We start from the raw sequence: 22,857 nt of genomic DNA, 5'->3' as shown, positions 1-22,857 counted from the left end.
ACCGCACGCGGTGGGCGATTAGCCGCCCAAGCCGCGGTCATCGCTGGCTTGATGCAATATCCGGGCTAGCACCTGCACCGGCCGCCCGGCCCAGGCCACGAGTGCGTAGGGCCTGTTAACACCTCATGCGAACACCGCGTTGGGGACCGCAAATCGTGTTCTGCAAGGCGCGAGTCGCCGATCGTGGTGTGCCAAGATCAAGACTGGCAACAGAGCGTCCTGGTCGATTGTTCATGGGAGGCCCGACCCTTCGGGCCAAGCGCCCATGAAATGAACAAGATGCGGCCATCCCGCGTTGTCGCACGCTGGCGCAGAGTGACCGTGCGGCGCGCACGACGCCTCATCTTGCCGCCCATGGTCGATTGTCAGGAAGCGCTTGGCGCGGGCTCGTGTGAAGTGGTGACAGGCGCTAGAGTGGCGCGGTCTCCACCGGTTGCATCTCCATGTCCGACGCCTTACGCGCCCTGCGGCCCATGATTGCCGTGTTCGCGCTGCTCCTGCTGCTGTGGTGGGGCTTCGATACGCTGCTCGATCGGCGCGCCCGGCCCAACAGCGGCCTCGTGACCGGCGCCGGCGCGCCGTCGCGGCTGGTGCTGGAGGCCGGCCCGGGCGGCCATTATCGGGTGCCCGGCGAAATCAACGGCCAATCGGTGCAGCTGCTCGTGGATACCGGCGCGAGCCACGTCGCCGTGCCCGGTCATATCGCCGAGCGTCTCGGCCTGAGGCGCGGGCCGGGTATGCGCGTCCAGACCGCGGCCGGGACCGTGCGCGCCTATGCCACGACGCTCGACCGGATCGAGATCGGCGGCCTGGCCGTGCGCGACGTGCGCGGTTCGATCAATCCGTCGATGGACGCGGACTTCGTGCTGCTGGGCATGACCTTCCTGCGGCATGTGGATCTGCGCCAGGAGAACGGGCGGCTGATCCTGCAGGCGCCGGGTGACGCCTGAGGGCAGGCCCGGTCCCAGACGACGCTCGCAACGCCGGCCGCGACCGGGGCGAAGGCTGCCGAGGCCGCCGGGATATGGGCTGCAGAAGCCCGGGCCGAACGACGTGACCGCTCGACGCGCTCCCCGGGGAAGCGGCTTCGGATCGCGCCGTGCGGTCGCCGCGCTCGCGCGGCCGTGTCGCTGCCTCGGGCGCCGCGGCAATGCCGGCACCGGCTCGGGCCGCGCTTCGGGCCCGAGCCCGCCCCTGCGCGGCGCTTGAAACAGGCTTCGGCTTGGGTAATGCTGAACAACTGGAACGAACCGGAGCGGGACCATGGCGACCGGCTGGGCGCGCGAAGGCGCGGTACAGGAACAGATCGACAGCACCGTCGCGGAAGGCGTGGAACTGGCACGCAGCCGGCTGGGACAGGCCGGCGAGAGCCTGAGCGAGTGCGAGGAATGCGGCGATGCGATCCCCGAGCGCCGGCGCGAGGCGATCCCGGGCGTGCGCCTGTGCGTGGCCTGCCAGGAGGCGGCCGACGCCGAGTCGCGCGACAGTTCCGGCTTCAACCGCCGGGCGAGCAAGGACAGCCAGCTTCGATGACCGATCTGCCGTTGATGCGATTCGTCTGCGAGATCGGCGGCGAGGAGCACCTGATCGATGCCGACAGCCCCGAGGTCGCGGCCTGCCGCGTCGCCGAGGCCCATGGCGGCCAAAGGGCGCCGGGCGGGCGAGTGGTCGTCAACGTGGCCGAAGCCAACGAGGCCGACGTACCGCTCATCGCCGGCACCGACTACACGATAGCGTTCGACGCCGACGCCGACGGCGCCCGGGTCGAGGAATGAGCGCCCGCGCGTGAGCGCGCGTCCACCGTCGCCCGTCTACCAGGGCAGCCGGTCGAGATCGACGTTGCCGCCGGTCAGGATCACACCGACGCGACGCCCGGCGAAGACCTCGGCATGGCGCAGGATGGCCGCCAGCGGCACCGCGCAGGACGGTTCCACGACGAGCTTCATGCGCTGCCAGAGCAGCCGCATGGCCGCGACGATCTCGTCTTCCTCGGCGAGCAGGATGTCGTCGATCTCCCGGGAAACGAATTGCCAGGTCAGCTCGCCGAGTGAGGCCTTGAGGCCGTCGGCGATGGTGTCCGGCGCGTCCTCGATCAGGCGTCGGCCGGCATCGAGCGAGCGCCGGGCGTCGTCGGCGTTGGCGGGTTCGGCGGCGATCACGCGGGTCGCCGGCGACAGCGCGCGGCAGCTCAGCACGGTGCCGCTGATCAGTCCGCCGCCGCCGATCGGCGCGATGACGATGTCCAGATCGGCTACATCCTCCAGCAGTTCCGCCGCGCAGCTGCCCTGGCCGGCGATCACGCGGGCGTCGTCGTAGGGCGGCACGACGTTGGCGCCGCTGTCGGCGACCACGGCGTCGAGCGTCTCCCGGCGTGCCGCGTTGCGCGCCTCGCAGAACACGATGTGCCCGCCGTAGCCGCGCACCGCCTCGATCTTGGCTCGTGGTGCGGTTTCGGGCATGACCACCGTGGCCTCGATACCGCGGCAGGCCGCCGCGCGCGCCAGTGCCATGCCGTGATTGCCGCTGGAGTGGGTGGCCACGCCGCGCGCGGCCTCGGCATCGCTCAGCCCGAAGACCGCGTTGACCGCGCCGCGAGACTTGAATGCGCCGGCCTTCTGAAGGTTCTCGCATTTGAAGAACAGCCGCGCGCCGCTCATCGTATCGAAGGTCGTGCTGGTGAGGACCGGCGTATGGTGGATCCAGGGCGCGATCCGTTCCCGGGCGCGGCGGACGTGGTCGAACGTTGGCGGGATCATTGCGAACTCGAATGTGATCTGCTGCGCCATTCTGCCCGAGCCTTCGCACGTCGCGTCGATGCGGGGCTGCCTATGACGCGCGGGCCCGCCGGGGCAGGGCGTCGGTTGCGTGCGATCACATCGCGCTTGAATTGCTGGACTCGGGCGCTCTAATAATGGCTCATCGCCCATGCACCGGCAGCGCGCTGCCCGAGGATTTCATGAACGACCCATCGAGGATGTCGCCACCGAGCGAGGATATCGACGGCCAGACGCCGGCGGACGCGGCACGCACGCTCAGCGGCCGATCGCCCGAAGAGATCCGCGCGCTGCTGGCGCAGATGCCGCACGAGGAGGCGCTGGCCGTGGCCGCGCAGCTGTCGGGTGCCGCGAAAGAGCAGGCCGCCGGCGCCACTACGCAGGCCGTCGCCTCGGATATCGATGCACGTATCGACGAGCTGGTGGTGCCGGCCCCGGCGATTCTCGAATCGACGCAGACCGCGGCCGAGGCCGTGGCGTTCCTGGTCGCCAGCGAGTCGGTGGCCGAGATCACCTACATCTTCGTCGTCGACGCCGGCCGGCTGGTGGGCGTGGTCGGCATGCGCGATATCGTCCTGGCCAAGCCCGGTCAGCGTCTGGCGGAAATCATGGTCGCCGAGCCGTTCGCGTTCAAGAGTGGCACCGATATCGATGCCGCGGTGCGCGCCGCACTCGCCCGGCATTATCCGGTCTACCCGGTGGTCGACGACGAGGGGCGTCTGCTCGGCAGCGTGCGCGGCTGGCAGCTGTTCGAACGTGTCGTCGTCGAGGTCACCGGCCAGGCCGGCGCCCAGGTCGGTGTGTCGCGCGAGGAGCAGGTCACCACACCGATTCTCAGCGCGTTCCGCATGCGTCATCCGTGGCTTCAGGTGAACCTGCTCACGGCCTTCGTCGCCGCCTTCGTGGTCGGCATGTTCGAGGATACGATCACGCAGATCGTGGCCCTGGCGGCGTTCCTGCCGGTGCTCGCCGGTCAGAGCGGCAATACCGGCTGTCAGGCGCTGGCGATCACCCTGCGCGGGCTCACGCTCGGTCAGCTGGACGAATACCCCGTGGGCAAGCTGCTGCGCAAGGAGACTCTGCTGGGCGCGCTCAACGGCTTCGTGGTCGGCATCGTCGCCGGTGTCGCCATGTGGCTCTATGCCTCGATGTCGGGCGAGGCGAACGCGGTCATGCTCGGCGTGGTGATTCTGGTCGCCATGCTCGGCGCCTGCACCGGCAGCGGCATCTTCGGCGTGGTCGTGCCGCTCACGCTCAAGCGCTTCGGCGCCGATCCGGCCATGGCCAGCAGCATCTTTCTGACCACATTCACCGATATTCTCGGCATGGGGCTGATGCTGTTCCTGGCCAGCTGGGTGCTGTTGTGACGAACGCGGGCGGTGGCGTGACACGCGATCGTCCGTGACCTCGCTGCCGGTGGGCCACGCGTCCGGGCGAGATCGCGCCGACGGTTGCCGAGGTCGCGTTGCCGTGGGACTTCACGCGGGCCCGCGGCGGTATCGAAGCCAGGTGGTGTCGCCGCCTGGTGGGGCGGGACGCGCCGCTCCTGCGGATACGCGGATCGCAGGCCAGCTCCGCCGTGCGCGGTTCCGGATTCGCCGCTGCGCGGCATTGCGTTCGCAGGGTTGGCGGTATCGCGCTACCCGCCCATCGCTCGCCGGTGGCCGGCCGCTCCGATCCGGCGGACGTGTGACGTAAGTCGCATGGGCGCGACGACGGCGTGCTGCTAGCATCGATCTGCGCGTCCGCACGGGGAGATCCCATGACCGATATCGCTATCCGACGTCCGCATCTGCGTCGATATCTGTTGTCTGCGATGACGGCGCTGGTCTTGGCCGCGCCCGCGCATGCGGCCACGACCTCGGCCACCCATACTGTCCAGAGCAGCAGCGACGCCGACGTACGCCTGCACGTGCGTGAACGCGCGCCGGCGGACGACGCAGCGGCCAACGGCGAGGCGGTGCTTTTCGTCCATGGGGCGACCTATCCCGGCCATACCTTCGACACGGCGCTGGCCGACGGACCCAGCTGGATGGCACGGCTGGCCGAGGCGGGCTATCGCGTCTATGCGATGGACCAGCGCGGTTACGGCCGTTCCACGCGGCCGGCGGCGATGCAGGCGCCCGCCGAGGACAATCCGCCGTTCGCCCGTGCCGAGGACGTCATCTCCGACATGGGCGACGTCATCGACTTCATCCGCAAGGACAGCGGCGATGAGCGCGTGGATCTCGTCGGCTGGTCCTGGGGCACGGTCACTGGCGGCATGTTCACCGCCCGGCACGGTGACCGGATCGACCGCCTCGTTCTCTATGCGCCGGTCTACCGGCACGACAATCCGGCCTGGACGGAAAAACTCGCCGATCCCGAAGCGCCGTCGAAGCTGGCCGACGTCGGTGCCTATCGCACCGTCACCCGGACGCAGGCCGACGAGCGCTGGGCCGCACAGATCGACGCCGACGATCCGGCCGCGTGGCGCGATCCGGCGGTCTTCTCTCGCTGGTACGACGCCATGATCGACATGGCGCCGGACGAAGCCGAGGACGACGTCATCAAGGCGCCGAACGGCGTTCTGGTGGATCTGTGGGAGATATTCAACGGCCGTGCGGTCTACGACGCCTCGAAGATCGAGGTGCCGACGCTGGTCATACGTGGCGACGACGATCCGACGGCCACGGACGCCGACGCGCGCGGGCTGTACGCGGCGCTCGGTGCGTCGATCAAGCGTTACGTGGTGATCGGCGACGGCACCCATTTCCTCAATCTCGAGAAGCACGCGCCCCAGCTGTACGCGGAGACGCAGCTGTTCCTCGACGGCGACTAGATGCGGTGGATGCGGGCGGGGCCGGCGGTCCCTCGCAACGTTCGATCCGTTGCGGCCCGCGGCCTCGGCCGTGTCACGTGGCGATACGAGCGTGGGCCATGCCGGATCGCGGCTCGGGCCTATCGAGCGCGGGGCATGGTTCGACGTGCGCCGACCGTCCGGATCAGTGCAGTATCCAACCGTGCCGCGCGATGCGACTCTCGAATCCGAGCCAACCACGCTGCGGGCCGAGCAGGCTCCCGGGCGAGCGCGGCGCAGCAGGATCGGCAAGGCTGTACTCGCGCAATGCGGCCCGACAGCCACCGTCGCCGCCCGCGTCTAGGCGGCCTGAATCGGCGGCCCCGCGGCTCGCGTTGCGCGGGGTGTCGAATGGCCGCGATTCAGCCGGATTCGGCCGCGCGTTCGGCGACGAACACCGCGTGGTCCCGACGCACGCAGTCGGCGTAGGTGAAAGCCAGGTCCACGATCATCTGCTTGAACGACTCGCGGCGCGTGTCGCAGCGGTCGAGCACCGCGCGCGAAAAATAGGCCGGATCGTCCGGCCGCAGGGCCTCGGCGCCCTGGAGATGTTCCCGGGCCATGATCCGGCCCCACTGACGCGCCAGTCGCCGATACTGCTTGAAGTCGCGGACCTTGTGGGTCGGGAAGTCCTTCTTGTAGGGCGAGCGTTCGCGTACCGAGTAGACGGTATCGTCCAGAGTCAGCCAGCCGATGTATTCGTCCGGGTGATTGGCCAGCGCCTGGAAGGCCAGCGCGTGACGCTGGGCCTCGTGAGCGAAACTGCGTCGCCACAGGCGTTTCTCGCGGGCGTTCATGACGCGGTAGGCCGGCGGCGGCGTTTGCTGTTTGATGTCGAGGATGAGGTCGTCCTCGAGGCGGTCGCTGGCGCCTGAGATGAGGGCGTAGTAGCGTGACAGGCCGAGGGAGCCGGTGCCGGCGTTCAGACGTCGGGCGACGTCCTTGACGCGCAGATGCGCGGGCGACAGTTCCCGGCCGCCGTTGCGCAGCGTCTCGGGATATTGCTCGCGCAGTGCCTTGAGCAGCTGGCTGCGCTCGGCCGCGGACACGGCGCCCATTTTCTTCGTGTCCAGATTGAAGCGGCGCTCGCCGTCCTCGACCACCGTCCACTTCGCCAGATAGCGCTTCGGACCCCGCTTGGCGAGCACCTTTCGCATGAAGGGCCCGAGGGGCTTGTTGATGTAGGTGACGTGGATGTCCTCCGGGCCAGTGCCGGCGGTGTAGGCGGCCAGCGTGTCCAGATACACGCCCAGCAGATGACGGATGGCGCGGCGGGCCTGCCCGGCGGACAGGCCTGCGTTCTCCTCGGCGTCGAGCACCATGCTCGCGGCATGGCGCCACAGGTCGTACTGATAGTCGCCGATGACCGCGTCGTCGAAGTCGTCCATGCCGTAGTGCACGCCCTGTCGATCATCGCCGTAGGCGCCGTGGTTGTAGACGTGGGCGTCGCCCTGCAGCCAGGTCTGGGTGTCCCGCAGGCCGCCGAACATATAGATGCGCCAGTCCTGCCAGACGTCGCGCCAGAACAGGTGGTTGGTGCCGCGGAAGAAGCGGTAGGGCGTGCGTTCCATCTTGCGGTACTTGCGCTCGCGATCCGCATCGGACAGGTGGCGATTCTGGGTACGGAGCTCGTCGAGCACGAGTTCGCTGCGCGCGGGCCGCATGAAATGAAACGTCATGAAAGCGTGTCCTGTGGCATGGGGCGTGTTCCGGCGCGTGCGCGAATGCGCGTGGGCAGGCGAGTTGCCGGAATGGCTCGGTAATCACGATACTTGAATCGTGTGGTGGATGCAGCGAGTGCGTCCAGTCATGCAGCCGAGCGTCTGACGGCCGTGGAACGAACCGGCGCTTTTTCGTTTCGAGAGCGTGTGCTCGTCGCGTGAGGGGGCGAGGGCACGCCGAGATCGCACGGGCCGACGTGGCCGCGGGTCCGGCCAGGGCGGGGTCCGCAGGCGTGGCCATGAGCCGGCGGGGCGTACGTCGCGGCGCTCACCCCGCCGATCGACGTCGCCTCCCGCAAGCGCCCGATCGGCGACGGCCGCCGGCGCCCGTGCTCGCGGCGCCGGCGTTCGCCGGCCCTCAGGCGATGGTGTCGACCACGCCGCCGTCCACGCGCAGCGCCGCGCCGGTCGTCGCCGAGGCCTGGGGCGAGGCGGCGTAGACCACCATGTTGGCGACCTCGTCCACCGTGGCCGCGCGCTGGATGATCGAGCTCGGCCGCTCCTTCTTGACGAAATCCGCGGCGACCGCCTCGATCGACCGGCCCGACTCGGCCTGGCTGTCGGCCAGCATCGACTGCACGCCCTCGGACAGCGTCGGGCCCGGCAGCACGGCGTTGACGGTGACGCCGGTGCCGGCCAGCCGCTTGGCGAGCCCGCGCGAGACCGAGAGATTGGCGGTCTTGGAAAAGCCGTAGTGGATCATGTCGGCGGGGATGTTCAGACCGGATTCGGAGGAGATGAAGATCACCCGGCCCCAGCCGGCCTCGACCATGGCCGGCGTGTAGGCGCGCGACAGGCGCACGCCCGACATCACGTTGACGTCGAAGAAGCGCTGCCATTCCTCGTCGGGAATGTCGTAGAAATCGTGGGGGCCGAACAGTCCGACGTTGTTGACCAGAATGTCCACGCGCGGCTCGGCCTTGACCAGCGCGTCGCAGCCCTCGGCGCTGCCCAGATCGGCGGCGGCCCCGCGGGCGTCGGCCTCCGGCACGGCCTGCTTCAGGTCGGCCAGGGCGGCATCGACGCGCTCCTGTGCGCGGCCGTTGACGATCACGGTCGCCCCGGCGGTCGCCAGCCCCTTGGCGATGGCCAGGCCGATGCCGCCGGTGGAACCGGTCACGAGTGCGGTCTTGCCGTTCAGATCGATATGCATTGCATGCTCCACGAAAGATGATCCGGCAATCATGGGGTCGAATGCCGTGATGCGCCAGGTGCGCGCCTCAAGCGGTGTTCCACGCCTCGGGCCGCGCGGGGCCGGTGGGTGGCTGCCTGGCCGTGTACGCGGCGCCCGCGCGACGGCCCGGCGGCCGGAAGCCGCGCGACTGCCCGCCGGTTTCGGTTTTCCGGTGCTTGTTCTAGACTCGAATCGATCGCTCGCGGCGCATCCGCCGCGGGCCCACGACACTCCGGGGGATCTCACGATGCGTTTCAAACTTGTACATAGCCTGCTGGCGGCCGCGCTGGTGCTCGGCGTCGCGCCGCTGGCCTCGGCCAAGACCTTCGTCACCATCGGCTCGGGCTCGACCAGCGGCCTCTATTATCCGACCGCGGTCGGCATGGCCAAGATCGTCAACGAGGCGGGTATCGACATACGCGCCAACGCGCGCTCGACCGGCGCATCGGTGTTCAACTGCCGGGCCGTGGGCGAGGGCCAGCTGCAGATGGGCATCAGCCAGAACAACATCGCCTACTACGCCTACAAGGGCCGCGGCGTCGAGGCCTTCGACGGCAAAGCGGTCGATAATCTCCGCGGCATGGCCGTGCTCTATCCGGAGACCATTCAGGTGCTGGCGCGCGAGGACGCGGACATCGACAGCCTGTCCGATCTCGAGGGCAAGCGCGTCTACGTCGGCGACATCGGCTCGGGTACGGAACAGGACGTCAAGAATGTCCTCGGCGCCTTCGACATGAGTCTCGATGATCTCAAGGCGCCGGTTCGCGGCAGTTCCGGCAGCGCGGTGGGGCTGCTGCGCGACGGTCAGATCGACGCCATGTTCTACACCGTCGGCCTCGGCGCCTCGGCGATCACGGAAGCCGCCCAGACCGCGCCGATCGAGTTGGTATCCATCCCCTCGGAGCGGATCGAGGCGCTGAACGAGAAATACCCGTTCTATACCGAGATCACGATTCCGGGCGGCACCTATCCGGGCATCGACGACGACGTGACCTCGATCACGCTGAAGGCCTCGCTGGTGACCTCGTCGGATGTCTCCGAAGACGTCGTCTATCAGTTCATGAAGACGGTCTTCGCCGACCACAAGGACGCGTTCTACAACGATATTCCGAACCCGAACCTGAAGAAGTACTTCACGCTGGAATCGGCGCTGGAGGGCATGTCCATTCCGCTGCATGCGGGGGCCGTCCGGTTCTTCGAGGAGCAGGGCATCGAGGTCAAGGACAGCCTGATGCCGCCGTCCTGAGCCCCGGTGGCGTGACACCGGTTCGCACGCTGAGCCCCGACCGTTACGGCCGGGGCTCTTTCGGTTCGATGCGTAGGAGTTCCGTCGGGGGCACGTGATGAATGACCCAGTCCGGCCGGAGGCCGAAGAGCTCGTCGCAGCCGGCGAGTACGGCGGACGCGCGCCGCGCGCGGCCTGGCAGCGCTGGCTGCTGGTGGCCATCGCGGTGGCCTGGAGCGTCTTCCAGCTCTATGCCAGCTATACCGGCACGCTCAATCCGCAGAAGATCGGATCGATCCATCTCGCCTTCGGCTTTGCGCTGGCCTTTCTCGCCTATCCGCGAAAGGGCGGCGCGAGCGATCGCATTCCGTGGTATGACTGGCTGCTGGCGGCCGCGAGCATCGCTGCCGCGCTCTACATACTGGTCGATTACTACACCATCGTGGTGCTGCAGGGTGGGCTGCCGTCGACCCGCGACGTGTGGGTCGGTTCCGCGCTGCTGGTCTTCCTCGCCATCGCCTCGACCCGGCTGCTGGGCTTCGCGCTGCCGGTTATCGCGGCGCTCGTCGTGCTCTACGGCATCACCGGTCCGGCCGGCATCGTGCCGCTCACGCCGCCGGACGTGCTCTATCTGCACAACGGCTATCAGTGGCCGGAGGTGGTCCAGCAACTGTTCATCACCACCGAAGGCATCTGGGGCACGCCGATCCAGGTCTCTGCCACGTTCGTGTTCCTTTTCGTGCTCTTCGGCGCGCTGCTGGACAAGGCCGGGGCGGGCCAGTACTTCGTCGACCTGGCCTACAGCGGGCTCGGCACGTTCCGCGGCGGGCCGGCCAAGGCGTCGGTGGTCGCCAGCCTGCTCACCGGCGTGATCTCGGGGTCGTCCACGGCCAACACCGTGACCACCGGCACCTTCACGATCCCGCTGATGAAAAAGATCGGCTATCCGCCGGTCAAGGCGGGGGCGACCGAGGTCGCGGCGTCGGTCAACGGCCAGCTGATGCCGCCGATCATGGGCGCGGCCGCCTTCATCATGGCGACCTTCATCGACATGCCCTACTCGCAGCTGATCGTCCACGCGCTGGTGCCGGCGGTACTGGCCTATCTGGGGCTGCTGTTCGTGGTGCATCTCGAGGCCCTCAAGCTCGGCCTGAAGGGCATGCCGCGGTCGGAGCTGCCGCCGTTCGGCGCCACCTTCCTCAAGGGGGTGCACTATCTGATCCCGGTCGCCTTTCTGCTCTACGAGCTGATGTGGGTCAATCGCACCCCGGAGCGCAGCGCCCTGAACGCGACCTTCCTGCTCATGGGGCTGATCCTCGTGCAGGAGGCGATTCGCGGCGTGCGCGGCAACGGCGGCCTGGCCCGCGGGCTGTGGACGGGCGTGCGCGCCATCGTGTCCGGGCTGGAGCTGGGCGCGCGCAACATGACCACCATCGCCGTGGCCACCGCGGCGGCCGGCATCATCGTGGGCATGGTCACGATGACCAATCTCGGCTACGGCCTCACCCAGGTGCTCGACGTGCTCTCGGGCGGCAACATCTGGATCGTGCTGGTGCTGTCGGCGCTGACGTCGCTGATCCTCGGCATCGGTCTGCCGACCACCGCCAACTACATCGTGATGGCGGCGCTGGTGGCGCCGGTGATCGCCAACCTGGCCGAGCAGGCCGGCATGGTCGTGCCGCTGGTTGCCATCCATCTGTTCGTGTTCTATTTCGGCATCCTCGCGGACGACACGCCGCCCGTGGGCCTGGCCGCCTACGCGGCGTCGGCGATCTCGCGTGCGGATCCGATCGCCACCGGCATCCAGGGCTTCACCTACGACCTGCGCACCGCGATCCTGCCGTTCATGTTCTTCTTCAACCCGCAGCTGCTACTGATCGATATCGGCAGTTGGTACAACGCCGCCTGGGTGATCGCCACGGCGCTGGTCGGGATGTTCGCGTTCGTGGCCTCGACCCAGGGCTATCTGGAGATCCGGATGCGCTGGTACGAACGGCTGGTGATGCTGGCCGGGGCGCTGCTGACCATCAAGCCCGGCGGCTGGACCGACGGGCTCGGCCTCGGTGTGCTGGTGGCGGTGGGGCTGTGGCATCACATTCGCGCCGCCCGCACCGCGTCGGCGTCCGCATGAGGCGCGTCCGGGGCGTCCCTGCGCCGGGCCCGACGGCCGCCTGCGCCCATGCGGCCGGGGCGGTGACCTCCGGCCGGAAGAGCGCTCGGCCGTGACCGACGACCCGAACGAGCCCGATCTGCGCTGGATGCGCGAGGCGCTGGCGCTGGCCCGCCGCGCGGGCGAGGCCGGCGAGGTGCCGGTGGGCGCGGTGGTGGTCTGCGACGACGCCATCCTCGGCCGCGGCTGGAACCGGCCGATCGCGGCCCGCGATGCGACCGCGCACGCCGAGATCGACGCCCTGCGTGACGCCTGCGCCCGGCGCGGTAATTACCGCCTGCCCGACTGCACGCTCTATGCGACGCTCGAACCCTGCAGCATGTGTGCGGGCGCGATCGTGCACGCGCGCATCGCGCGGGTGGTCTACGGCGCCGACGATTTCCGCGCCGGCGGCGTGCATTCGATTTTCTCGATTCTCGACGAGCCGCGGCTCAATCATCGGGTGGCCCATCGGGGCGGCGTACTCGCCGAGGACAGCGCGGCGTTGCTGCGTCGTTTCTTCCGCGCCCGCCGTGGCGGATCGTCGGGCGGTGCGCAGCCGGACGCTTGAGTGGTAGCCTCGCGCCATGAGTACGCAAAAGACATGGCGCGTCGCGGTTCTCCCCGGCGACGGTATCGGGCCCGAAGTGGTGGCGCAGGCCACGCGCGCCCTCGAGGCGCTCGCCGCGCGGGACGACGAACTGGCGATCGAGTGCACGACCTTCGAATGGCCCTCGCATGCCTGGCACGAGCGCCACGGCGAGAGCGCGCCCGCGGACTATCTGGACCAGCTGGCCGCGTTCGACGCTATTCTGCTCGGTGCCCTGGGCGACCCGGGGCCGACCAGCGATCCGGATCGGTACCTGCTGTCGGATGCGGTCTCGCTGGCGCCGCTGCTGGAAATCCGCAAGGGGTTCGATCAGTGGTGCTGCGAGCGTCCCTGCCGCCCGCTGCCGGGCGCGAACCAGTACCTGGCGGACCCGCGGGCGGCGGATATCGATATGCTCGTCATCCGCGAGAACAGCGAGGGCGAGTACGTCAATCAGGGCGGCCGGCTGGCTGTCGGCACGCCCCACGAGATCGCCACTCAGGTCGCGCTGTTCACGCATCGGGCGACCGAGCGCATCGTCCGGCACGCCTTCGAGCAGGCCCGTGTGCGGGCCGACGATCGGGCCAGTGACGGGCGAGCGCGCGAGTTCGGCCGCGAGGCCCGCGCCAGCCAGGTCTGTCTCGTGACCAAGCGCAACGCCCAGCGCTACTGGGGCGACATGTACACCGAGATCTTCGCCCGTGTCGCCGCGGACTATCCCGACGTCGACACCCACCACGAGCTGGTGGATGCGGCCTGCATGAAGTTCGTCAGCCACCCGTGGATGTTCGACGTGGTGGTGGCGTCCAATCTGCACGGCGATATCCTCACCGACCTCGCCGCCGTGCTCAACGGCGGCATGGGCGTGTCGCCGTCGTCCAACATCAACCCGTCCGACCGTTCGCGTCCGCCCATGTTCGAGCCCACCCACGGCAGCGCGCCCGACATCGCGGGCCGCAACCTCGCCGGTCCCGCGGCGATGCTGCTGACGACGGCGATGATGCTCGACTGGATGGGCGTCGAGGATCCGGCCGCGGCGCGGGCGGCCGAGCGCCTGCGGACCGCGGTGAGTGCGGATCTGGCCGCCCACGGCGGCGAGGCCCGGGCCACCGACGCCATCGGCGACGCCGTGATCGGCGCACTCTGAGTCCCGTCGGCGCGTGCCGGCGCCGACTTTGATTGAAACCGGCCGGAGACCCGGCTAGGCTCGCGCGGAGCGCGACCACGAACACCAGTTGGAGAACCTCATGACGGCAAATCGCCCCGGCCATCTGTCCCCGCTGCTCAAGCAGGCCACCGGCGTTGTCGCCGAACGCGGTGAAGGCTGCTACATCATCGACACCGAGGGGCGTCGCCACCTCGACTTCACCGCCGGCATCGGCGTGACCAGCACCGGTCACTGTCATCCGAAGGTGGTCGCGGCCGCGCAGGAGCAGGTCGGCAAGCTGATCCACGGCCAGTACACCACGATCATGCACAAGCCGATCCAGGAGCTCTCGGCCCGGCTCGGCGAGAAGATGCCCGGCGATATCGACGCGCTGTTCTACGCCAGCGCCGGCACCGAGGCGGCCGAGTCGGCGATGCGGCTGATGCGCCACGCCACCGGCCGTCCGAACATCGTGGTCTTCCACGGTGGCTTCCACGGCCGCACCATGGGCGCGGCTTCGCTGACGACCTCGGGCACGGCCTACACCGCCGGCCTGCAGCCGCTGATGGGCGGCGTGGTGGTCGCGCCGTTCCCAAACGCCTTCCGCTACGGCTGGTCCGAGGAGGAGGCGACGGACTTCTGCCTGCGCGAGCTGGACTTCATCTTCCAGACGCTCAGCTCGCCGAAGGACACTGCCGGCATGCTCATCGAGCCCATCCAGGGCGAGGGCGGCTTCGTGCCCGCCAACGCGCGCTTCATGGCCGGCCTGCGTGAGCGCTGCGACCATCACGACATGCTGCTCGGCATCGATGAGGTCCAGTCCGGCTACGGCCGTACCGGTCGCTTCTGGTGCCACAGCCACTTCGATGTCCAGCCGGACATCGTCATGACCGCCAAGGGGCTGGCCAGTGGCTTCCCGCTGTCGGCTTGCGCCGCGCCCCAGCACATCATGGAGAAGGGCTGGTCCGGCTCCCAGGGCGGCACCTACGGCGGCAACGCGGTCGCCTGCGCGGCCGCGCTGGCCACGCTCGACGTGATCGAGGAAGAGGGCCTGGTCGAGAACGCGGCCGCCCAGGGCGCGCATCTCAAGGACCGTCTCGACGCCCTCAAGGACAAGCATTCCTGCATCGGCGACGTGCGCGGCAAGGGTCTGATGATGGGCGCCGAGATTCAGAAGGACGGCGTGCCCGACGGCGACCGTGCGGAGCAGATCGTCAAGATCTGCGAGTCCCACGGCCTGCTGCTGCTGCGCTGCGGGCCCGGCAAGCAGGTGGTGCGCTGGCTACCGCCGCTGGTGGTCACCGCTGCCCAGGTCGACGAGGCCGTCGACATCTTCGCCAACGCGCTCGACGCGACCGGCTGACCCGGCGCCCGGGGCCGCCGCCGCATCGGCCGGCGGCGGCTCTTCGTGGAAAAAGCGCTGTCCTTGTGTCGGCGTGTGACTGTGCCGGCAACGGCGCGGCAGCCCCTTCGCGGCTACAGCCGTCGTGACGCGCCGCTGTCTCGAGATGGGCGGGCCACGCGCACGCGGTGAGTCGAAGCGAGGTCCGCGACCGGCGAGTCGCCGATTTGCATCGCCGCAGGCGCCGCGTCGTGCGGCTTTTTTGCGCCTGCCGCGGCCACCGATCGATCGACATCGAATGCGCGACGGGGCGATACGGTCGCCGATGGCCGAACTCAGCCCGGCACGTTTCGGGGTGTCGACGCTTTCGCGACAGGCAGGCCAGTGCACGAGTGGTCTTCGTGCTTTCATTGGACGTGATCGAGCCCCGTGCGCCCGCGGCCCGACCAGCCGGAGAGACGGCCTGTACGACTGCTTTGGGTGCCGATCGCCCGGGATGGAGCGGCGGCGAGGCGGCGATCATCACGCGCGTGCCGACAGGCGGTGCCGAATTGCGGCACCCGCCGTCGTATCGACGCTCGCGCGAGCGCCCGGCGGCCGCACCTGACCAGGGGCGCGAGGCGGCGCCGCCGTCAATGCCTATCAGTCGCGACGCTCAAAGCGCTCATGCGAGGCCTGCCGATCTCGGCGCGGATCGTGGCGGTGATCGCCGCGGTGGCGTTGTGCACGGCGCTCGTGGCCCCGTGCCTTGCCTTCGCCGTGGCGGCCCCGCGGTTGCCGGTCCGGGCCGAAGCGCACGTCGTGTCGGGCATCACGGCGTCGCTCGTAGCGCTCATGCCCGCGACGGTCGTGCCCGTCATGGCGGTCATGGCGATCATGGCGGTAGGCGCGCCGGTCATAGTGGTAGTCGCGATAGTCGCGGTGGTCGATTGTGCCGGCGTGCGGGCCACCATGCCGCGCACCTTGGCGGCCGCCGTCGTGGTAGGCGCAGCCGCCAATGGCGACAACGGCGAGCAGGAGGATGATTCGGGGGGTCATGGGCGTCTCTGTCGTGGACTCTGCCTCGAGATTCGCGCGCCGCGCCTGAATGCCGCGTGAAACATCGATGGCGCCGGAATCCGGATGCCCGCGGCTGGCGACCCGTCCGGCGCGGCTCACGGCCCGGTTTGTCTCGCGCGCAACATGTCGTCATCATACGGAGCCACCCGTACCCGGCCTGCGCCCGCGACGGCGTTTCGGCGAATCCAATCAAGGACAGACGTATCATGACTCGAGCGCGCGCTTCGCGAACTCCCGGCAATACGCTGCGTATCCTGGTTCTGTGTCTCGGCATGCTGGCGGTGCTGTGCGCGCCGTTGGCGATGGCCCAGAATGACGGGGCCGACGGCGCCGCGGCCGATGCCTCCGATCAGGCGCTGCCACTGAGCCAGCTCGCCGATCTGATCGAGAACGACGAGACCCGGGACCGGCTGGTCGACGAGCTGCGTCGAGCCGCCGAGGGGCAGGCCGAGACCACGGAAGCCGAGACCGCCGATGCCCTCGTGCCGCCGCCGACCGATGCCGACACCGCGGTCGAGGCGCAGGCCGATGCGAGCGCCGAACGCGTGTCTTTCGCACGGCAGTTCGCGCAGAACACCGCCGCCTGGGCGGAGGTGATCGGCGACAAGCTGGGTGCGGCCTGGTCGATGATCAGTTCGATCGACGACGACTCCGGCCCCGGCCCTGAGTTCGACGCGACCGCGTTCTTCAACGCCGTGATCGCCTTCGCGCTGGTCGCCGTATCCACGGTCGCGGCCTTCTTCGTGCTGCGTTTTCTGGCGGCGTCGCTGTTCGCCGCCATCGGCCGCTTCGCGCAGAAGGCCGAGACCGGCATCGGTGTGATCGTGCGTCGGGGCAGCGCGATCACGCTCGCCATACTGGTGGATGCGCTGGTGGTCCTGGCGGCCTGCGGGGCCGGCTATCTCGCCGGGCTCTACGTGTTCGGCGAGTCCGGCACGATGGGTACGCGCGAGTCGCTTTTCATCAACGCCTTCGCGCTGATCGAACTGGCCAAGGTCGCGATCCGCGGCGTGTTCGCGGCCCGCTACGAGAGCCTGCGTCTGCTGCGCATTCCCGATTCCGTGGCCGCCTGGTGGAGCGTGCGGCTGCGCTGGTTCGTCAGCGTCATCGGTTACGGCCTGCTGGTGGTGGTGCCAATCGTCAACGTGCAGCTGTCGTACTTCCTCGGCGCTGCGGTCAGTTTCCTGCTGATGGGCGGCGCCTACATCTACGCGCTGTCGGTCATCTTCAAGAACCGCCGGCTGTTCACCGAGCGGCTCATGCGCATGGCCGACAACGCGTCGGTCGGCTTCTTCGCCGTGCTCTACCGCGTGTTCTCGCGGCTGTGGATCGTACTGGCGATCGCCTACTTCACGACGCTGTTCGTCTCCAGCCAGGTCGATCCGGACGGGGCGCTGCCGTACATGCTCTCGGCGACCGCGCAGACGCTGATCGCCGCGGCGATCGGCTTCGGTATCTCCGGCCTGCTGTCCAAGGCCATCGGCAAGCGTGTGACCTTCTCGTCGAACATGCGCGACAAGCTGCCGATGCTCGAGCCCCGGGTGAACTCCTATATCCCGAACGCGCTCAAGATCATCCGCGTCGTCATTCTGCTGATCGTCGCCGCGGTGATCGCCAGCGCCAGCGCCTGGGGGCTGTTCGACTTCGGCGCCTGGCTGGCCTCGGATGCCGGCGTGACCACCGTCAGCGTGGCGATCCGGGTGGCCATCGTGCTGATCGCAGCGGCGCTGATCTGGCTGATCACCGCGAGCGTGATCGAGCACCGGCTGAGCCCCAGCACCGGCGGCGGGGCGCCCAGCGCCCGGCAGCAGACGCTGCTCGTGCTGTTCCGCAACGCGCTGGCGATCATCATCGCCACGATGACGCTGATGATCGCGCTGTCGCAGATCGGTGTGGACATCGGCCCGCTCATCGCCGGCGCCGGCGTGCTCGGCCTGGCCATCGGTTTCGGTGCCCAGAAGCTCGTGCAGGACATCATCACCGGTGTGTTCATTCAGCTCGAGAATGCGATGAACACCGGCGACGTGGTGTCGGTGGGCGGCATCACCGGCACGGCCGAACGGCTGACCATCCGCTCGGTGTCGATCCGCGACATCGACGGCGCCTACCACGTGGTGCCGTTCTCCTCGGCCGACGTCGTGTCGAACTACATGCGCGACTGGGCCTACTTCCGGACCGAGTACGGCATCGCCTATCGCGAGGACATCGACAACGCGATCGCGCACCTGCGCGAAGCCTTCGAGGATCTCAAAGCCGATCCGGACGTCGGCCCCAATATCCTCGAGGACATGACGGTGCCCGGCGTGACCGCGCTCGCCGACAGTTCGGTCAACATCCGCATCATGATCAAGACGCTGCCCGGAACCCAGTGGGGCGTGGGCCGTGCCTTCAACCGGCTGGTCAAGCTGCACTTCGACCGCGCGGGCATCGAGATCCCGTTCCCGCATCAGACGGTCTACTTCGGTGAGGACCGTTCCGGCAATGCGCCGGCGGCCAACCTGCGCGTGATCGAAGGTCCCGCGGGGGGTGGCGAGTCTGCGCCGGAGAAGACGCGCAAGCGCGGCGACGATGCAGCGCCCTCGGAAACCGGCGACGCCCCGGCCGACGGCTGAGTCGTTGCGGGAGTCGACGCGCCCGTGCGGTCCGATGCCGCGCGGGCGCGTCGGCGCGTCGGTCCGGCATTCCGGCGTGATCAAGTTCTGTTCGATCGCTATCGGAATGCCCGCGGGGCGGGCATCGAGGCCGTTCATGCCGAGGTTGTCCACAGGTTTGTCCCGGCGTTCTGTGCACGGGATGCCCGGTGGTTTCGGAAAAGTCGTCTCGTCCTGCCGGCGTGAAACCCGCCTGGCGCGCGCTGCGCGGGGGATGCCATCCCGCTCGTCCGGTCGCGTTGGCGCGCGGGCCGGTGCGGCCGGGGCGCCATCACGCTCCGGCCCGCAATGACCCGCCGTGTGGCGGCTGCGACGTGGCTTTTCGGCATTGTATGCGCCCGCGGGTCATCCGATCGGCCGTGCGCCGGTTTGATGTCGCCGCAGCCGGGATTCGTCGGCGGCTCGACCGCTGAACAGATCGTGACCAGTTCGCCTGCGCGCCCCGTCGTTACGGGCATTGGCGGGTTTTGCCGGCCGGTTGTCCACAGGGTTGCCCAGAGGCTGTGTGAAAAACCGCGGGGCGGGGCGCACCGACCCGAGCCACGGGGTTCGGCGTGACTGCGGATATCGATACGGTGTTTCGGATCGCGGCGGTCTGCCTGTTCGACAGCGCCGGCGCGCTGCTGGTGGTCCGCAAGCGTGGAACGGCTGCCTTCATGCTGCCGGGTGGCAAGATCGAGCGCGGTGAGACGCCGCGCGCCGCGGCCTGTCGCGAAGTGCGGGAGGAGATCGGCTGCCGGCTTTCGCCTCGGGCTCTACGCCGGCTCGGCGTGTTTGACGCCCCAGCCGCGAACGAGGCGGGCCGCGCGATCCACGCCCATGTCTTCGACGGTCGCGGTATCGACGCCGCGGCCGCCCGTCCCGACGCCGAGATCGCATCACTGCACTGGCTGCGGCTGGATCGCGCGCCCGACGTGTTCCTGGCGCCCTTGTTGCGCGATCACGTCATTCCGGCGCTCGTGTCGACGGCGCCGGCCTCGAAGCCGACTGGTCAATGAGTGACCAGTGCGCTGTGAACGCCGTATCGGCGGGCTTCGGCGCGTTCGTGCACGATTCGTCCACAGGCTTGTCAAGCGCCACTGTGCAAAAGCCCGGGCCGATACGCGCGTGCTCTCGCGGCCGTCTCCGGCAGAGAGCCCCGGGGCCGTGCGATCGCCTGCGCCGTCGCGGTCCGTGATGATCGGATGCATAGATGTCGACTCGGCCCGGCGGCCGCGGCATGCGCGTGGCGCCGGGCGGTGGCCGCCATCGGCCGTGAGCGGGCTCGGTGCGCGCTGGACGACGTGCGACGCGTCGTCCGGCCCTCGCGGTCGCGCTATCCGCCCAAGGGCCAGACCCAGGGGACGATGGCGATGGTCATCACGCCGACCAGGGCGGTCAGCGGCGCGCCGAGCCGCAGGAAGTCGGTGAACCGGTAGCCGCCGGGCCCGTAGACCATCAGGTTCGTCTGATAGCCGATCGGTGTGAGGAAGCTGGCCGAGGCGCCGACGATCACCACGATTGCGTAGGGCATGGCCGAGGCGTCGAAACCGCCGGCCAGTGAGATCGCGATCGGGAACATGATGACGGCGGCCGCGTTGTTGGTGACGACCGCGCTGATGCTGACGGTGGTCACGAACAGCGAGGCCATGACCGCGTAGGGGTTCTGGCCCGCCAGGCTGACCAGCGCCCGGGCGAAGCCCTGCGCCAGCCCCGTGTCCTCGACCGCGGCGCCGATGCCGATGGCCGCGCTGATCGCGATCAGCAGCGACCAGTCGAGTGTGCGGCGGGCGGAGTCGGGGGTCGTGCAGCGAATGAGCAGCATCGCGGCCGCGCCCAGCAGCGAGGCCTTCAGAATGCTGATCAATCCCAGCGCCACCGTGCCGACGACGACGCCCACCACCCCGATCGCCGCATAGGCCTTCTGGTGTTCCGGCGGGTTCGAGTTCTCGATCTGGCTGACGAGGAAGAAATCCTTGGAATGGCGCTGCTGCTGGACGAAGGAGGGGCGCGCCTCCAGCAGCAGCGTGTCGCCCGGGCGCAGCTCGATGTCGCCGATCTTGCGGTTCAGACGCTCGCCGTCGCGGGCCACGGCGAGCACCACGGCGTTGTACTGGGTCCTAAAGCCGCTCGCCCGGATCGTGCGCCCGATCAGCGGACAGCTGCCGGAGACCACGGCCTCGATGAGCACGCGCTGGGGCCGCGGCGCGTCAAGCTTGAAGATCTGGCGGGTCGCCGGCAGCAGACCGCGGATCTTCTGCAGGTCAACGACCGAGTCGACGATGCCGACGAACACCAGGCGGTCGTTGGCCTGCAGCGGCTGGCGCGGCGACACGGCCGCGAGGATGTTGCCGTCGCGTTCGATCTCGGCCAGGTACATGCCCGGCAGCTGGCGCAGTCCGGCCTGTTCGATGGTCTGGCCCGGCAGCGGGCCGTCGGCGGCGACCATCATCTCCACGCTGTACTCGCGCGGATTCTCCAGCTCGGTGATGGCGGCGTCGCGGTTGGGCAGCAGCCAGCGGCTGGTCGCTATGATGAACACGATGCCGGCGATCGCGACCGGCACCCCGACCCAGGCGAGCTCGAACATGCCCAGCCCGTCACTGACCCCCCGCTCGATCAGCAGCGCATTGATCAGCAGGTTGGTGCTGGTACCGATGAGGGTGCAGGTGCCGCCGAGAATCGCGGCGAAGCTCAGCGGCATCATCAGCCGCGAGACCGGCAGTTCGTGCTTGCGCGCCCAGTCGTTGATCACCGGTATCAGCGCGGCCACCACCGGGGTGTTGTTGAGAAAGGCGCTCATGAACGTCGTCGGCAGCATGAGCTGGCGCTGGGCGTGACCGATCGAGCGCGGCCGCCGCAGCAGGTTGGCGACCAGCAGCTGGGTGGCACCGGTGTCACGCAGCCCGGCGACCACGATATAGAGCGCGCCGATGGTGATCACCCCCGGGTTCGAGAAGCCGGCGAAGGCCTGGTCCGGATCGATCACGCCGGTCACGAGCAGGGTGACGAGGCCGGCCATGAGCACCAGATCGGCCGCCAGCCGCGTGGCCGCGAGCGTGCCGAGAACGGCGACCAGCACGCCGAGCGTGATGCCGGCTGCGAGCGTCATGCGATCGCGTGTCGGTTCGGGGTGGGCGGCCGGTGATGCCGCCGCGATGGCCTGTGTCGGACGCGGCCCCGCACGTCAGCCGAAACCCGAGAGTACCGCCTTGCCGCGGGCGTGGCCGGCCGCGACGTGGCGATGGGCGGCCCGCAGGTTGGCGGCGTTGATGGTCCCGAAATGCTGGCCGGTGGTGGCGTTGAGACGTCCGCCATCGATGCCACGGGCGATGCGGGTGAGGATCTCGTGCTGGCGGATCATGTCGTCGGTGGCGAATACGCTGCGATTGAACATGCCCTCGCCGTAGAGTGCGACGCTGCGCGCCTTGAGCAGACTCACGTCCAGGGGGGCGGGATCGTCGATGAAACCGATCCGCCCGAACGGGCGGATCACGCGGGCGAAATTCTCCCACGCGAAGGCGGTGGTATGCGTGGAGAATATCGCCGCGACGTCGTCGATGCCGGCCGCCGCGAGCTGGTCGCGATAATCCTGTCGATAGTCGATGACGTGGTGGGCGCCCAGCGCCCGGGCGTGCTCGGCGCTGTCGGGCTGCGAAGCGGTCGCGATCACGGTGCGGTCGGTGAAGGCGGCCAGCAGCTGCACGGCCATGGAGGCGACGCCGCCGGCACCGCCGAGCACGAGCACCGGGCCCGCCGGCGAGTGGGCGTCGTCGTCCAGCGCCATCAGGTCGAACAACAGCTCCCAGGCGGTCAGCCCCGTCAGGGCCAGGGCCGCGCTGTCGGCGAAATCCAGCGTGGTCGGCTTCGGGCCCACCAGCCGCTCGTCCACGCAGTGCAGTTCGGCGTTGCAGCCGCTGCGGGCGACGCTGCCGGCGTAGAACACCGGGTCGCCGACGCCGAAGCGGGCCACTGCCGCGCCGACGGATTCGACCACGCCGGCCGCGTCGAAACCCAGGATGACCGGGGCCTCGGCGCTCGCCGGTCGGCGTCCGTGCACCTTGAGATCGATCGGATTGACCGCCACCGCCTCGACTCGCACGCGCAGGTCATGCGCGCCGAGCGTCGGCGGCTCGAGCGTCAGATCCTCGAGATAACGTGGATCGTCGATGTCGCGGATGACGGTGTGGGCGACGGCCTTCATGCGC

The 22,857-nt window shown here is 69.1% G+C and carries 18 protein-coding genes; 12 read left to right on the top strand and 6 right to left on the bottom strand.

Features of this window, described 5'->3' with window-relative positions:
• Nucleotides 1–443 precede the first annotated feature (443 nt).
• The 3 genes from SAHL_RS15315 (at nt 444) to SAHL_RS15305 (ending at nt 1,775) form a co-directional block, all read left to right on the top strand.
• A complete protein-coding gene (locus SAHL_RS15315; protein ID WP_123592280.1) occupies nt 444–950 on the top strand; it encodes a retropepsin-like aspartic protease family protein in 507 nt (168 codons plus the stop codon).
• Nucleotides 951–1,263: 313 nt separating this feature from the next.
• Nucleotides 1,264–1,533, top strand: a complete 270-nt coding sequence (locus SAHL_RS15310; protein WP_123592279.1) for a DksA/TraR family C4-type zinc finger protein — start codon at nt 1,264–1,266, stop codon at nt 1,531–1,533.
• Entirely contained in the window at nt 1,530–1,775 is a 246-nt protein-coding gene (locus SAHL_RS15305) for a hypothetical protein (protein WP_123592278.1), read from the top strand. The genes SAHL_RS15310 and SAHL_RS15305 overlap by 4 nt, the downstream gene beginning before the upstream one ends.
• Nucleotides 1,776–1,811: 36 nt before the next feature.
• On the opposite strand, the gene bhcB is transcribed toward SAHL_RS15305, so the two are convergent.
• Nucleotides 1,812–2,756: a beta-hydroxyaspartate dehydratase BhcB gene (bhcB, locus tag SAHL_RS15300; RefSeq protein WP_123592294.1), complete on the bottom strand. Its 945-nt coding sequence runs from the start codon at nt 2,754–2,756 to the stop codon at nt 1,812–1,814.
• A gap of 200 nt (nt 2,757–2,956) precedes the next feature.
• On the opposite strand from bhcB, the gene SAHL_RS15295 reads away from it, so the two are divergent.
• Together SAHL_RS15295 and SAHL_RS15290 are read left to right on the top strand one after the other, a co-directional pair.
• Nucleotides 2,957–4,141 (top strand): magnesium transporter, encoded by a 1,185-nt coding sequence (locus SAHL_RS15295; protein WP_123592293.1) that lies wholly within the window; start codon nt 2,957–2,959, stop codon nt 4,139–4,141.
• 395 nt (nt 4,142–4,536) lie between these two features.
• On the top strand, nt 4,537–5,595 hold the full coding sequence (locus tag SAHL_RS15290; protein WP_123592277.1) for an alpha/beta hydrolase: 1,059 nt from the start codon (nt 4,537–4,539) through the stop codon (nt 5,593–5,595).
• A 380-nt stretch (nt 5,596–5,975) separates the two neighbouring features.
• Here SAHL_RS15290 and SAHL_RS15285 read toward each other — a convergent pair whose 3' ends face one another.
• Nucleotides 5,976–7,292, bottom strand: coding sequence for a DUF2252 domain-containing protein (locus SAHL_RS15285; RefSeq protein WP_123592276.1), 1,317 nt, complete (start codon nt 7,290–7,292; stop codon nt 5,976–5,978).
• A 400-nt stretch (nt 7,293–7,692) separates the two neighbouring features.
• Nucleotides 7,693–8,487, bottom strand: coding sequence for an SDR family NAD(P)-dependent oxidoreductase (locus tag SAHL_RS15280; protein WP_123592275.1), 795 nt, complete (start codon nt 8,485–8,487; stop codon nt 7,693–7,695).
• A 268-nt stretch (nt 8,488–8,755) separates the two neighbouring features.
• On the opposite strand from SAHL_RS15280, the gene SAHL_RS15275 reads away from it, so the two are divergent.
• The 5 genes from SAHL_RS15275 (at nt 8,756) to SAHL_RS15255 (ending at nt 14,981) form a co-directional block, all read left to right on the top strand.
• The gene (locus SAHL_RS15275) at nt 8,756–9,754 is read left to right on the top strand and encodes a TAXI family TRAP transporter solute-binding subunit (protein ID WP_123592274.1); all 999 of its coding nucleotides are present in this window, start codon (nt 8,756–8,758) and stop codon (nt 9,752–9,754) included.
• 97 nt (nt 9,755–9,851) lie between these two features.
• Nucleotides 9,852–11,864 (top strand): TRAP transporter permease, encoded by a 2,013-nt coding sequence (locus tag SAHL_RS15270; protein WP_123592273.1) that lies wholly within the window; start codon nt 9,852–9,854, stop codon nt 11,862–11,864.
• Nucleotides 11,865–11,991: 127 nt separating this feature from the next.
• The gene (gene tadA / locus SAHL_RS15265; RefSeq protein ID WP_123592292.1) at nt 11,992–12,453 is read left to right on the top strand and encodes a tRNA adenosine(34) deaminase TadA; all 462 of its coding nucleotides are present in this window, start codon (nt 11,992–11,994) and stop codon (nt 12,451–12,453) included.
• Between the two features lie 16 nt (nt 12,454–12,469).
• On the top strand, nt 12,470–13,618 hold the full coding sequence (locus tag SAHL_RS15260; protein ID WP_123592272.1) for an isocitrate/isopropylmalate dehydrogenase family protein: 1,149 nt from the start codon (nt 12,470–12,472) through the stop codon (nt 13,616–13,618).
• 100 nt (nt 13,619–13,718) lie between these two features.
• Nucleotides 13,719–14,981 (top strand): aspartate aminotransferase family protein, encoded by a 1,263-nt coding sequence (locus tag SAHL_RS15255; protein WP_123592271.1) that lies wholly within the window; start codon nt 13,719–13,721, stop codon nt 14,979–14,981.
• Between the two features lie 621 nt (nt 14,982–15,602).
• On the opposite strand, the gene SAHL_RS17615 is transcribed toward SAHL_RS15255, so the two are convergent.
• Nucleotides 15,603–16,118: a hypothetical protein gene (locus SAHL_RS17615; protein ID WP_148045583.1), complete on the bottom strand. Its 516-nt coding sequence runs from the start codon at nt 16,116–16,118 to the stop codon at nt 15,603–15,605.
• Nucleotides 16,119–16,225: 107 nt separating this feature from the next.
• On the opposite strand from SAHL_RS17615, the gene ybiO reads away from it, so the two are divergent.
• Together ybiO and SAHL_RS15240 are read left to right on the top strand one after the other, a co-directional pair.
• Complete coding sequence (ybiO, locus tag SAHL_RS15245; RefSeq protein ID WP_123592269.1) at nt 16,226–18,631, top strand: mechanosensitive channel protein; 2,406 nt, start codon at nt 16,226–16,228, stop codon at nt 18,629–18,631.
• 593 nt (nt 18,632–19,224) lie between these two features.
• Nucleotides 19,225–19,668 (top strand): NUDIX hydrolase, encoded by a 444-nt coding sequence (locus tag SAHL_RS15240; RefSeq protein ID WP_221177993.1) that lies wholly within the window; start codon nt 19,225–19,227, stop codon nt 19,666–19,668.
• A 317-nt stretch (nt 19,669–19,985) separates the two neighbouring features.
• Here SAHL_RS15240 and SAHL_RS15235 read toward each other — a convergent pair whose 3' ends face one another.
• Together SAHL_RS15235 and SAHL_RS15230 are read right to left on the bottom strand one after the other, a co-directional pair.
• Complete coding sequence (locus tag SAHL_RS15235; RefSeq protein WP_123592268.1) at nt 19,986–21,761, bottom strand: SLC13 family permease; 1,776 nt, start codon at nt 21,759–21,761, stop codon at nt 19,986–19,988.
• 75 nt (nt 21,762–21,836) lie between these two features.
• On the bottom strand, nt 21,837–22,853 hold the full coding sequence (locus tag SAHL_RS15230; protein WP_123592267.1) for a zinc-binding alcohol dehydrogenase family protein: 1,017 nt from the start codon (nt 22,851–22,853) through the stop codon (nt 21,837–21,839).
• Between the last annotated feature and the right edge of the window lie 4 nt (nt 22,854–22,857).

This window comes from Salinisphaera orenii subsp. halophila YIM 95161, from assembly GCF_003732545.1.
In the GTDB taxonomy this organism is placed as follows: domain Bacteria; phylum Pseudomonadota; class Gammaproteobacteria; order Nevskiales; family Salinisphaeraceae; genus Salinisphaera; species Salinisphaera orenii_A.
The sequence above is the reverse complement of the archived record's forward strand: the minus strand, read 5'-3'. Positions and strand labels throughout refer to the sequence as shown.

Bases quoted from the DNA above. Each gene is read 5' to 3' on its own strand.
- SAHL_RS15315 (WP_123592280.1), top strand. From the start codon at position 444: ATGTCCGACGCCTTACGCGCCCTGCGGCCCATGATTGCCGTGTTCGCG.
- SAHL_RS15310 (WP_123592279.1), top strand. From the start codon at position 1,264: ATGGCGACCGGCTGGGCGCGCGAAGGCGCGGTACAGGAACAGATCGAC.
- SAHL_RS15305 (WP_123592278.1), top strand. From the start codon at position 1,530: ATGACCGATCTGCCGTTGATGCGATTCGTCTGCGAGATCGGCGGCGAG.
- bhcB (WP_123592294.1), bottom strand. From the start codon at position 2,756: ATGATCCCGCCAACGTTCGACCACGTCCGCCGCGCCCGGGAACGGATC.
- SAHL_RS15295 (WP_123592293.1), top strand. From the start codon at position 2,957: ATGAACGACCCATCGAGGATGTCGCCACCGAGCGAGGATATCGACGGC.
- SAHL_RS15290 (WP_123592277.1), top strand. From the start codon at position 4,537: ATGACCGATATCGCTATCCGACGTCCGCATCTGCGTCGATATCTGTTG.
- SAHL_RS15285 (WP_123592276.1), bottom strand. From the start codon at position 7,292: ATGACGTTTCATTTCATGCGGCCCGCGCGCAGCGAACTCGTGCTCGAC.
- SAHL_RS15280 (WP_123592275.1), bottom strand. From the start codon at position 8,487: ATGCATATCGATCTGAACGGCAAGACCGCACTCGTGACCGGTTCCACC.
- SAHL_RS15275 (WP_123592274.1), top strand. From the start codon at position 8,756: ATGCGTTTCAAACTTGTACATAGCCTGCTGGCGGCCGCGCTGGTGCTC.
- SAHL_RS15270 (WP_123592273.1), top strand. From the start codon at position 9,852: ATGAATGACCCAGTCCGGCCGGAGGCCGAAGAGCTCGTCGCAGCCGGC.
- tadA (WP_123592292.1), top strand. From the start codon at position 11,992: ATGCGCGAGGCGCTGGCGCTGGCCCGCCGCGCGGGCGAGGCCGGCGAG.
- SAHL_RS15260 (WP_123592272.1), top strand. From the start codon at position 12,470: ATGAGTACGCAAAAGACATGGCGCGTCGCGGTTCTCCCCGGCGACGGT.
- SAHL_RS15255 (WP_123592271.1), top strand. From the start codon at position 13,719: ATGACGGCAAATCGCCCCGGCCATCTGTCCCCGCTGCTCAAGCAGGCC.
- ybiO (WP_123592269.1), top strand. From the start codon at position 16,226: ATGACTCGAGCGCGCGCTTCGCGAACTCCCGGCAATACGCTGCGTATC.
- SAHL_RS15235 (WP_123592268.1), bottom strand. From the start codon at position 21,761: ATGACGCTCGCAGCCGGCATCACGCTCGGCGTGCTGGTCGCCGTTCTC.
- SAHL_RS15230 (WP_123592267.1), bottom strand. From the start codon at position 22,853: ATGAAGGCCGTCGCCCACACCGTCATCCGCGACATCGACGATCCACGT.